The sequence below is a fragment of the Brotocaccenecus cirricatena genome, from assembly GCF_020687045.1.
Taxonomy (GTDB): Bacteria; Bacillota; Clostridia; order Oscillospirales; family Oscillospiraceae; genus Vescimonas; species Vescimonas cirricatena.
The window spans coordinates 17,438-27,710 of record NZ_JAJEPW010000040.1 but is presented as its reverse complement, the minus strand read 5'-3'; the positions used below and the strand labels follow the sequence as shown (position 1 = coordinate 27,710).

The window sequence follows — 10,273 nt, the reverse complement described above, 5'->3', positions numbered from 1 at the left end:
GTGCCCCGGCGAAAGCCGGGGCACTCTGTGTTATAGGGCCAGCACAAAAGCCAGGGATACGGCGGTATCCCTGGCTTTGTTTTGCTTTTTACAGGCTGACGCCGCCGTCGGCGGACCGGGCGTCCTTCAGCAGGGGGGCGATGCGGTCCAGCAGGGCGCGGACCTGCTGGGGGCAGCGACCGATGTAGCGGGCGGGGTCCATGAGGCGGTCCAGCTCCGGGCGGGTCATGCCAAAGGCCGGGTCCGCCGCCAGACGGTCCAGCAGGTCGCAGGGCTCACCGTCCTTCATCCGGGCGGTGGCGGCCATGGAGTTTACCCGCACCCGCTCATGGAGCTGCTGACGGTCTCCGCCGCGCTTGACGGCCTCCATCATCAGGTTCTCCGTGGCCAGGAAGGGCATATACTCCCGGATGGTCTTGTCCACCACCTTTTCGTTGACCCGCAGGCCGTCTGTAACGTTCTGGGCCAGGCGCAGAATGGCATCGGCGCACAAAAAGCCCTCGGGCATAGACAGACGGCGGTTGGCAGAGTCGTCCAGGGTCCGCTCCATCCACTGGACGGAGGCGGTCATGGGGGCGTTCATGGCGTCGGCCATGAGATAGCGGCTCAGGGAGCAGATGCGCTCGCAGCGCATGGGATTGCGCTTGTAGGCCATGGCGGAGGAGCCGATCTGGTGCTCCTCGAAGGGCTCCTCCAGCTGACGGTCGTGCTGCAGCAGGCGGATGTCGTTGGCCATGCGATAGACGCTCTGGGCTATGGAGGACAGGCAGTTCAGGATCCGGGCGTCCACCTTCCGGGGATAGGTCTGGCCGCAGACGGTGAAGCAGGCGTCAAAGCCGAACTCGGCGGCAATGCGGCGGTTCATCTCATCGATCTTTGCCTCGTCGCCCTCAAAGAGGTCCATGAAGCTGGCCTCGGTGCCGGTGGTGCCCCGGCAGCCCAGAAAACGCAGGCTGCCCAGGACAAAGTCCAGCTCCTCCAGGTCCGACAGCAGGTCCTGGAGCCACAGGGCGGCCCGCTTGCCCACGGTCACCGGCTGGGCCGGTTGATAGTGGGTATAGCCCAGGGTGGGGGTGGCGGCGTATTTTTCCGCAAAGGCGGAGAGGTTCTTCATCACCGCCAGCAGCTGGCCCCGCAGATACACCAGCCCGTCCCGGTACAGGATCAGGTCGGCGTTGTCGGTGACATAGCAGCTGGTGGCCCCCAGATGGATGATGCCCGCCGCCAGAGGCGCGGCCTTGCCGTAGGTATAGACATGGGCCATGACATCGTGGCGGACCTCCCGCTCCCGCTGTCGGGCGGTGTCATAGTCGATATCGGTGATGTGCTGCTCCAGCTGGCGGACCTGCTCCTCCGTTACCGGCAGGCCCAGCTGGTGCTGGGCCCGGGCCAGGGCCGTCCACAGCCGCCGCCAGGTCTGGAAGCGCATATCCGGGGAGAACAGGTGCAGCATATACGGCGAGGCGTAGCGCCCGGCCAGGGGGGATTCATAAACGTCGTGGGACATAAGGGTCCTCCGTTTCTGTGATTTTCAGCGGACGATCAGGCTGTCCCGCTCCGCGCCCACGGAGACATAGCCGATGCGGCAGCCGATGGCCTGCTCCACATACTCCACATAGTCCCGGGCGGCCTGGGGCAGATCCTCCCAGGTGCGGACTCCGGAGATGTCGCAGTTCCAGCCGGGGACGTACTCGGTGACGGGCTTGGCCTGGTCCAGCAGCACCGGGAAGGGGAATTCGTCGGTGCGCTGGCCGTTGATCTCATAATGGGCGCAGACGGGGATCCGGTCCATGTAGCTGAGGATATCCAGCTTGGTCAGGGCGATGTTGGTGGCGTTCTGCATCCGGACGCCGTAGCGAGTGGCCACCAGGTCGATGGGGCCCACCCGGCGGGGACGGCCGGTCTTGGCGCCGTATTCATCACCGGCATCCCGGAGTTTCTCGGCATCGGCGCCGAACCACTCGCAGACAAAGGGACCCTCGCCCACGCAAGAGGAATAGGCCTTCACCACGCCCACCACCTCATCGATAGATGCGCCGGGCAGGCCGGAGCCTACCGGGGCATAGGAGGCGATGGTGTTGGAGGAGGTGGTGTAGGGATAGATGCCGTAGTCCAGGTCCCGCAGAGCGCCCAGCTGACCCTCGAACAGGATGGACTTGCCGGCGGCCTGGGCCTGGTGGAGATAGCGGCTGGTGTCGGCCACATAGGGCTTTACCCGCTGGCCGTACTGCTCCACCCAGGCCATCATCTCGTCCATGGTGTAGCCCTTGGCCCCGTAGACCTCCCGGAGGATCAGGTTCTTCCACTCCAGCAGGTCCTGGAGATGGGCCCGCAGATGGTCGGGGTACAGCAGCTCGCCGGCCAGAACCGTCTTCTTCTGGTACTTGTCGGAATAGAAGGGGGCGATGCCCTGCTTGGTGGAGCCGTACTTCTTATCCTTCAGGCGCTGCTCTTCCAGGGCGTCCAGCTCCCGGTGCCAGGGCAGCAGCAGACTGGCCCGTTCGCTGACCAGCAGGTTCTCGGGGGTGATGTCCACGCCGCCCTGGCGGACGGTGTCGATCTCCTTGAGCAGATTCTCGCAGTCCAGGGCCACGCCGTTGCCCAGGATGTTCATGACGCCGGAGCGGAAAATGCCGGAGGGCAGCAGATGCAGGGCGAACTTGCCCTTTTCGTTGATGACCGTGTGCCCGGCGTTGCCGCCGCCCTGATAGCGCACCACCACATCATATTGTTGGGTGAGGTAGTCCACCATGCGGCCCTTGCCCTCGTCGCCCCAGTTGATACCCACGATCGCGCAATTTGACATGTCTTCGTCTCCTCATCTATATTATAACAGAATTTTTGGCGGGTTTCCACCGCCAACAGCCCCTTATTATACCCAATGGACGGTCAGAAGTAAAGAACGAATCTCACATATCTGATATTAGCATGTCTAATATTTATTGTGGATATACACCATAAAAGTGTCTGTTTTTTCAGTGAAAATGACAAAATTCTTGTGGGTTCTGCTGCTTGACGACCCGGGGGCGGCGGGGCTATAATCATTTGTTCCTTTGAATCGGAGGTTTTTGATATGGAAAAGACGAAAAAGTCCCTGTTCGGGCCCATGGACCTGACCAAGGGGACATGCTGGAAAACGATCCTGATCTTTTCGCTGCCGGTGATTTTGTCGTATCTGCTGCAGCAGGTATACTCCATCAGTGACGCAGCCATTGTGGGCCAGACCCTGACGGCCCAGGAGGTGGCCGGGGTCAACGACACCACGTCGCTGGTGTTCATCTTTCTGCAGTTCGCCTTCGGCGTCAGCGCGGGCTTCTGCGTGGTGACGTCCTGCCAGGTGGGGGCCCGGAACCAGGCGGGGGTGCGCCGGTCCCTGGCCACCCAGATCGTCCTGTCGGCGGTGCTGACGGTGCTGCTGACGGCCCTGGCCCTGGCGCTGCTGAATCCCATGCTGGCGTGGATCAACGTGACCCCGGACAATGCCGAGGTGTATCGCGCCGCGTATACCTATTGCTTCATCATCTTCGCCGGTATCGGCGCGCAGCTGTTTTATAACTTCATCTGCGCCTTTCTGCGCAGCATGGGTGACTCCCTGACGCCGCTGCTATTCCTGCTGTTTTCCACGGTGCTGAACGTGGGGCTGGACCTGCTGTTCATCATGGTGTTCCGGTGGGGCGTGGCCGGGGCGGCCATCGCCACGGTGGCGGCCCAGCTGATCAGCACGGTGGCGTGCTTCATCTACGCCTTTGCCAAGTATCCTCAGCTGCGGCTGCACCGGGAGGACATGCAGATCACCCGGGGCGATATCCGCCGCCATGTGGTGCAGGGCGTGCCCCTGGGGCTGCAATTCTCGGTGCTGGCCATTGGCATCATCGTCATGCAGAGCGTGGTGGTGCAGTTTGATATGCTGGATGGCGTCATGGTGTCCTCCTCCGCCCAGATGGGCTTCGGTGCGGCCAACAAGCTGTTCAACCTGACAGCAACGCCTATGAACGCCCTGGGCACGGCCATGACCAGCTTCACCGCCCAGAACCTGGGAGCCGGAAACCACGACCGCATCCGCAAGGGGGCCCTGCAGTCCCTGGTGATGGTGTCGCTGCTGGCGGCGATGGCCGTGGGCATCGGCCTGCTGCTGACCCTGGGCAACGCCTATCTGCGGATCTTCCTGTCCGCCGACAAGATCACGGCGGACACCGTGCGATACGGCAACACCTTCCTGTATGTGGATTACGCCATGTACCTGTTCCTGGGCTTCATTTTTGTGGTGCGCAACTGCGTCCAGGGCATTGGCCGGTCCCGGTTTGTGCTGGGGGCCGGTGCGGCGGAGCTGGTGGCCCGGATCGCCGTGTGCCTGACCCTTCCCGCCGCCGTGGCCGGAGGCGTCGTCAGCGCCCAGGCAAATCCTCTGGCGTTTTACGCCCTGTGCGCGGCGGACCCCATGGCCTGGATCGCCGCCGACATCGTTCTGGCCATCCCCTTCTTCCGGAACATCCTGCGGAGGGATTACCGGTATATGAACATCTGAAAAAAAACAACATCCGGGCCAGAGAGGCGGGGGGCATAAGAAAGTAATATCGTATTTTGTAGGAACGGCGTGACTTTGGTCACGCCGTTTCCTGTTTCAGCAGTTCTTCCACGGGGATAAAGCCCACAAGGTCATAGGAAATGCGGATGCCCTGATACCGCTTGCCGCTGGACTTGTCCGGGGCTTCAATGTAGATTGCCTTGACAAGTTCCCGCAGCGCATACGGGGTAAGCTCGTCCAAATCCTCATATTTGCGTACCCGCTGGATAAACTGCTCCAAGTTTTCAATCTGTCGTTCCTGTACTTCAATTTCCTGCTGCAAGGTCTGGATTTCCACTTTAAGCTGCGCCTGCTCGTCCTCATAGGTCTTGCTCATCAGTGCAAACCGTTCATCAGAGAGTTTCCCGGCCACATTATCCTCATAAATGCGGATAAACAGACGGTCAAGCTCTCCCAACCGCTTTTCAGCCTGTGCCAGCCGCTTCTTGTGTCCACGGATCGCGGCTTCACTGGATAGCCGGGGCTTCTGCTCCATGACGGCACGGAAATGATCCTCATACCGGCTGACATAGGAAATCACAGTTCTCATGTGCATCCAGACCAAATCTTCCAGAACAACCGCCCGGATAAAGTGTGCCGAACAGCTTCCCGTATTGCTGCGGTAGTTGGCGCATACAAAATGATCCTGCCGCTTTTCAAAGTAGTTGGTAGTGCAGTAGCGCATTTTTGCTCCACAATCAGCGCAATAGACCATACCGGAAAACAGACTGCTCTTGCCCGTCTTTGTCCTGCGGTGACGCTGCTGACGGATTTCCTGCACCTTGTCAAAGACCTCCTGCTCAATAATCGCCGGGTGGGCGTTGTAGAAAACCGCCTGTTTTTCAATGGGCGTCTCTCTCTGCTTCTTGTCCCAGATGGAGTAGGTGTAGGTCTTGAAATTGACGGTGCATCCCGTGTATTCCCGCCGTTCCAGAATGTGAACGACCGTGTTGGTGTTCCAATGGTACGGATCGGCGGTTTCCGGGCTGGGTGTCTTGATGCCCTCGCGCTTTTTGTAGGCGGTAGGGTTAAGTACCTTTTCCTCCTGCAAGAGCTTTGCGATCTGCATCGGGCCTCGCCCTTCCATGCACAGCTTGAAAATGCGCTTGACTACCAGCCCCTTGAGGATGTTTTCGGTGGTTTTCAAATGCGTGAACCTGCCGAGATTGTCAAGGTATTCTGTCTTTTTGCGCTGGGCAAGTTCCTGAACCTTGTCAAAGGTTTCCCGGTCGATCAGCGGCTCGTGGGTATTTTCCACGACGATCCATTCCTCTCTGGGCTTCATGTACTGTCCCCGGTTTTCATAGAAGGACTGCCGTTTTGTTCCCTGCACCATGTGTCCAATGTACACCTGCCGGGACGGAATATTTTTGACCGTCTGAACGTACCAGATCACTCCGTTGTACTTTTCTGTTTTGCACGCGCCGGTATTGTACAGATAGGCAGACGGGGAAGGAACGTCTCTATCATTGAGCCGCCTTGCGATCTGCGTGACGCCAATGCCCTCGGCACGCCAACGGAATATCTGCCGGACAACGGGAGCCGTTGCCTCGTCCGGCTCCAGCTTATGCGGGTCGTCCGGACATTTGCGGTAGCCGTAGGGTGCCCACGCGCCGATGAAATCGCCGTTTTTCTGCTTCGCGGCCAGCGCGGAGCCGGACTTCCTGGAAATATCCTTGCTGTAAACCTCATTGATGAGATTTTTCAGCGGCACCAGATAACCGTCCGTGCCCCGCTGGGCGGTGAGGGTATCAAATCCATCGTTGACGGCGATGAAGCGCACGCCCAGAAAAGGAAAAATGCGCTCCAAATAATTGCCGGTCTCCTTGTAGTTTCTGCCAAAACGGGATAGGTCTGCTCGTGTAATCAAAAGACTAAAAAATATATCGCTTCCGAGAGAAAATCCCAGGTTGTAAGCCCGGGATTTCTCGGTTGCAATCACATCTGATTTATGCCTGTCAGATTGCCTTCAGTGAAGTCCTTGAACTTCCAGCATATTTCATTCGTGCCGTCAGGGTAGATATAAACAGCTTCCACAAAAGCGTTTGCCATCTCATAGGTCAGTCTAAGCTCGTTAAGGAACCGATCAAACTGTGAAGTCTGCGGTTCAGACTCTTCCAAAGATTCAAGGTCTGCAATGCGCTGTTTTGCGGTGGCAATGCTGATTTCGATGGTGCGGAGCTTTTCGTCTATAATGCGCTTATCATCAAGATAAGCTTGCTTTGTCATCACGCCGCCGGAATACTCCTCATAGCTTTTCAGCTTCTGTTTTTTCAGTTTGTCGCATTGCTTTTGGAAATCCGTCAGCATATCCATGTTCTTCTGTATCTCCGACTTCTTCTTTTTCAGGAACTTATCAGACAGATTGCCCTTTTCGTCAGCAGCCTTTAGGAAAAGCATAATGGCGTCGTAAATGCGCTGCTCGATATCTGCCGCCAAATGAATGACTTCCGTGGGACATGCGCTGTTCCTGTCGATTCTGCCGTAAGTACAGTAAAAGCCCTTCCCGCTTTTCAGAAAAGCCATGCACCTTCCGCAGTTACCGCAGCGGACAAGGGACCGCAGCGGGTAGTATGACGCCTTTGCCGGTGAACGACCTGTTTTCCTGATTACAGCCTGAGCAAGATCATATTCCTCACGGCTTACAATGGCTTCGTGCATGTTCTCCACGATGAATTGCTTTTCAATATCCTGCTTTACCGTTTTGCGGGAAAGCGGAGCAACAGTCCTGCGTTCATGACCTACAGCGCAGCCGATATAAACCAACTTGGTCAGTGTCCGATATACCATGGCATGAGACCAGTTAAGTTTGTTGGAAGAGCGCCGGTATTTCTTTGTATCGGGATGGCGCTCTATGAAATACTGCCCGGGCGTAGGGATTCCCTCGTCATTGAGCCGTATCGCTATCTCCGTGGGCGTGTTTCCGTCTATGGCAAGCAGAAATATCTTTCTGACTACTTCCGCCGCTTCCGGGTCGATGGCAAGCTTGTTTCGAATCGTCGGATGCAGTACATACCCGTAGGGCGCGTAGCCGCCCACAAATTTACCCTGCTTCATATGTAGAATCATAAGTGTAGTGATCAACCGCTTCACCAGGGAAAGCGGCGTTAATAATTGAGAAAGCCATAGCGATAAAATAACAACACTTTTCATAAACTAAGATGTCAAGTGCCTCATTGCTCCGCATTATGTTCTTTTGTTCTTCGATATTTTCACAAACATATTTTCCAATAGCGTCCAGATAAGGAACGACCTGCTGGTCATCTATTTCGACAATGTCTTCATACTTATGAAGGCAATAGTCAAGGAAATCCTTCGAAAGGATTCGATCTGTAAACTCTAAATTTAAATCGATCTGTTCAACATCTTTTCCGTGCATTCTCAGGAAAGCAGTCAAGGATGGTAGGCTCAAATATGGAGCGCTACAAGTCCAGAACCCTGGAAACACAAGTTTAGTTTTCATAATAACGGAACCTCCTGTTTTTCTATTTAGTCCTCTCCACTTTACCGTACCCAGTTATTACAAAAACTTTTTGAAAATACTGGGTGTCAGAAAAATTGTGTTCAATGATAATAACCGTTTTGTTCCTCAATTCTTCTTTTATGTTTACCCAAAGTCTTTCTTGAGTTCTTTTGTCTATCCCCACAAAAGGCTCGTCAAGAATAACAATAGGAGCTGCACAAGCAAATATCATTGCTAAACTTAGACGTCGTCGTTGACCGCCAGAAAACGTAACTGCATTCTTTTTAAGTGATGTATCTAAACCGTTTTTCCCGGGACTAAAAATATCATCATAAAGCTCAACTTTTTTGAGTATTTCTTCGATTTTATAGTCCGGAATATCCGGATCGATTCTAATAAAATTCTCTCGAATACTTGCTGGGAAAAATAGATCCTCTTGGGTAATATAAGCTATGCTTTTTCTTAATGCTTTCAAATTATACTGATTAACATTCACACCCCCGATCTCTATGCTTCCGCTGGAGCATGGAAAAAACCGCTTGATTAGTGAAACGATGGTTGATTTTCCGATGCCGCTTTTTCCTACTAACAGTACTTTTTCATGAGCGTCTATTTGGATGTTAACGTTTTTTAGGACATCATGAGTTCCGTATGAAAAACTAACGTTTGAAAACGTAATGCTGGGGGAACAAATAGAAGCAACACCATTTTCGCCAACATACTCTTCATTGTCGTTGTTATAGTACTCTATGTATCGTTCAATTCCAACTAGTGATTCATTCATATCATTAAGCGTTTGAATGATGCTAATAAACGGTTGATATAATAATTCAAGATACGAGTAGTATGCAACCAATGCTCCAATAGTCATTTGCCCACGTTGAATTAGCTGTGCTCCATAAATAAGGACACCAAGCTGGTTGAACTGGGTGACAATCTGTACCCCATTCGTTACAAAAGCTCCAGTAATAGCATATTTTAAGCTCAATCTCTTAATTACCTTGTTCCTTTTTTCTCCTGCTTCTTTTTCATAGTCCTCTGAACAGATGTTTTTCACCTGTTTAATGCTTCGAATTGTACTCATATAAAAATCAGTGAGTTTTCCGCTTTCTTCACGAGCCTTTTGAACCTGAGTGAAAAAGCGTTCCCTTGTTTTCATATAGATAATAATGAAGGCCGGAACAGCAATAAGCGAGAAAAGCGCCATGACAGGATGGATGGTAAACAAGATCACAAAAACAATTACTATCGTTCCACCAGAGGAAATTAATCTTTCTAAATAGATAGATGGAATTGTATGAAGCTGCTCTGGAGATCGCATTAGTCTATCAACTATTTCTCCGTCACCAGTGGAGTTAAAGAACTCCAGATCTTTTTTTATTATGCAAGAAAAGAGGGAGTCTCGTGCTTTAGCTTCAATATTTGCAGAAAAACGATTATACAGAATATTAGTTGCAATGCTTAACATCCTTGATATAATAATGGCGAGCCCCATGAAAATCGCAAACTCAGTGAACCTATCCCACTGATTTGCGCCTAAAACATCATCTATTAAAAATCGAATAATTAACGGCACTATAAGCGTTAGTGCTACCACACACTCTGTTAAAAGGATAAATGCAATGTTTTGCCTCATAAATGGTCTGATGTTTGGGTAGCACTTTCTCAACAACAGAAGAATCCTCTTGAGCTTCATAGCTTTATACCATCACTTTCTTATTCTGAATACTAATAAGAGGTTGTAGTCTCCCATTTCCATTCAAATGCTTTGTTTCTTCAACAAACAGAAGATATAAAGCATTCATCCTCGACCTAAAACCACTAATTTTTATTGTAGTTGTGATTGTTATTATTATTGGCTAATGACGCCACTCCCGATGCGCTAACAGCCAACGGAAGCTTAATCTGCTTAATTAAACCAAAATTCACTTTTGTACCTCCTTAACTATTATTTCTAACTATCTTCGAATTTAATCGGATACTACAACCCCTTTATATCATATGTATAACTATACAACGATTCGAAACCTGAAACAGGTTACAGCTTTTTCAAAAAAGGTTTGCAACAATTGAAAACTACAGGATATATGCTATAATTTCCACAGCAGAAAATCTACACTGCGCAGGAAAGGAGCTGCTATGAGCAGACGCTTTGACTTCCTTGTTCTTCATCTTTTGAGCAAGGAGAAAATGTATGGGTTTCAAATCATTAAAAGCTCATTGATGCTACCAACGTTGAAATCGAG

Annotated in this window: 7 protein-coding genes; 1 reads left to right on the top strand and 6 read right to left on the bottom strand. The window is 52.5% G+C overall.

Going from position 1 to position 10,273, the window contains the following annotated elements; all coding sequences use genetic code 11:
• Positions 1 to 88 precede the first annotated feature (88 nt).
• A complete protein-coding gene (purB, locus tag LKD37_RS12135; RefSeq protein WP_302929458.1) occupies positions 89 to 1,507 on the bottom strand; it encodes an adenylosuccinate lyase in 1,419 nt (472 codons plus the stop codon).
• Between the two features lie 24 nt (positions 1,508 to 1,531).
• Entirely contained in the window at positions 1,532 to 2,806 is a 1,275-nt protein-coding gene (locus LKD37_RS12130) for an adenylosuccinate synthase (RefSeq protein WP_302929457.1), read from the bottom strand.
• 267 nt (positions 2,807 to 3,073) lie between these two features.
• Here LKD37_RS12130 and LKD37_RS12125 point away from each other — a divergent pair, with 267 nt between their 5' ends.
• Positions 3,074 to 4,525, top strand: a complete 1,452-nt coding sequence (locus LKD37_RS12125; RefSeq protein ID WP_302929456.1) for an MATE family efflux transporter — start codon at positions 3,074 to 3,076, stop codon at positions 4,523 to 4,525.
• Between the two features lie 79 nt (positions 4,526 to 4,604).
• Here the strand turns inward: LKD37_RS12125 and LKD37_RS12120 are convergent, their stop codons facing one another.
• From LKD37_RS12120 to LKD37_RS12105, 4 genes are all read right to left on the bottom strand, one after another.
• Positions 4,605 to 6,374 carry a recombinase family protein gene (locus LKD37_RS12120; RefSeq protein WP_302929455.1) on the bottom strand — a complete coding sequence of 590 codons (1,770 nt, stop codon included), beginning with the start codon at positions 6,372 to 6,374 and terminating at the stop codon, positions 4,605 to 4,607.
• Positions 6,375 to 6,502: 128 nt separating this feature from the next.
• Positions 6,503 to 7,717, bottom strand: a complete 1,215-nt coding sequence (locus LKD37_RS12115) for a recombinase family protein (RefSeq protein ID WP_302929454.1) — start codon at positions 7,715 to 7,717, stop codon at positions 6,503 to 6,505.
• Positions 7,608 to 8,027, bottom strand: coding sequence for a hypothetical protein (locus tag LKD37_RS12110; RefSeq protein WP_302929453.1), 420 nt, complete (start codon positions 8,025 to 8,027; stop codon positions 7,608 to 7,610). Before LKD37_RS12110 ends, LKD37_RS12115 begins: the two co-directional genes overlap by 110 nt.
• A gap of 22 nt (positions 8,028 to 8,049) precedes the next feature.
• A complete protein-coding gene (locus tag LKD37_RS12105) occupies positions 8,050 to 9,663 on the bottom strand; it encodes an ABC transporter ATP-binding protein (RefSeq protein ID WP_302929452.1) in 1,614 nt (537 codons plus the stop codon).
• Between the last annotated feature and the right edge of the window lie 610 nt (positions 9,664 to 10,273).

What these genes read in the sequence shown, in the direction of transcription:
- LKD37_RS12130 (WP_302929457.1), bottom strand. Translation starts at nt 2,806, where the DNA reads ATGTCAAATTGCGCGATCGTGGGTATCAACTGGGGCGACGAGGGCAAG.
- LKD37_RS12105 (WP_302929452.1), bottom strand. Translation starts at nt 9,663, where the DNA reads ATGAGGCAAAACATTGCATTTATCCTTTTAACAGAGTGTGTGGTAGCA.
- LKD37_RS12125 (WP_302929456.1), top strand. Translation starts at nt 3,074, where the DNA reads ATGGAAAAGACGAAAAAGTCCCTGTTCGGGCCCATGGACCTGACCAAG.
- purB (WP_302929458.1), bottom strand. Translation starts at nt 1,507, where the DNA reads ATGTCCCACGACGTTTATGAATCCCCCCTGGCCGGGCGCTACGCCTCG.
- LKD37_RS12110 (WP_302929453.1), bottom strand. Translation starts at nt 8,027, where the DNA reads ATGAAAACTAAACTTGTGTTTCCAGGGTTCTGGACTTGTAGCGCTCCA.
- LKD37_RS12115 (WP_302929454.1), bottom strand. Translation starts at nt 7,717, where the DNA reads ATGAAAAGTGTTGTTATTTTATCGCTATGGCTTTCTCAATTATTAACG.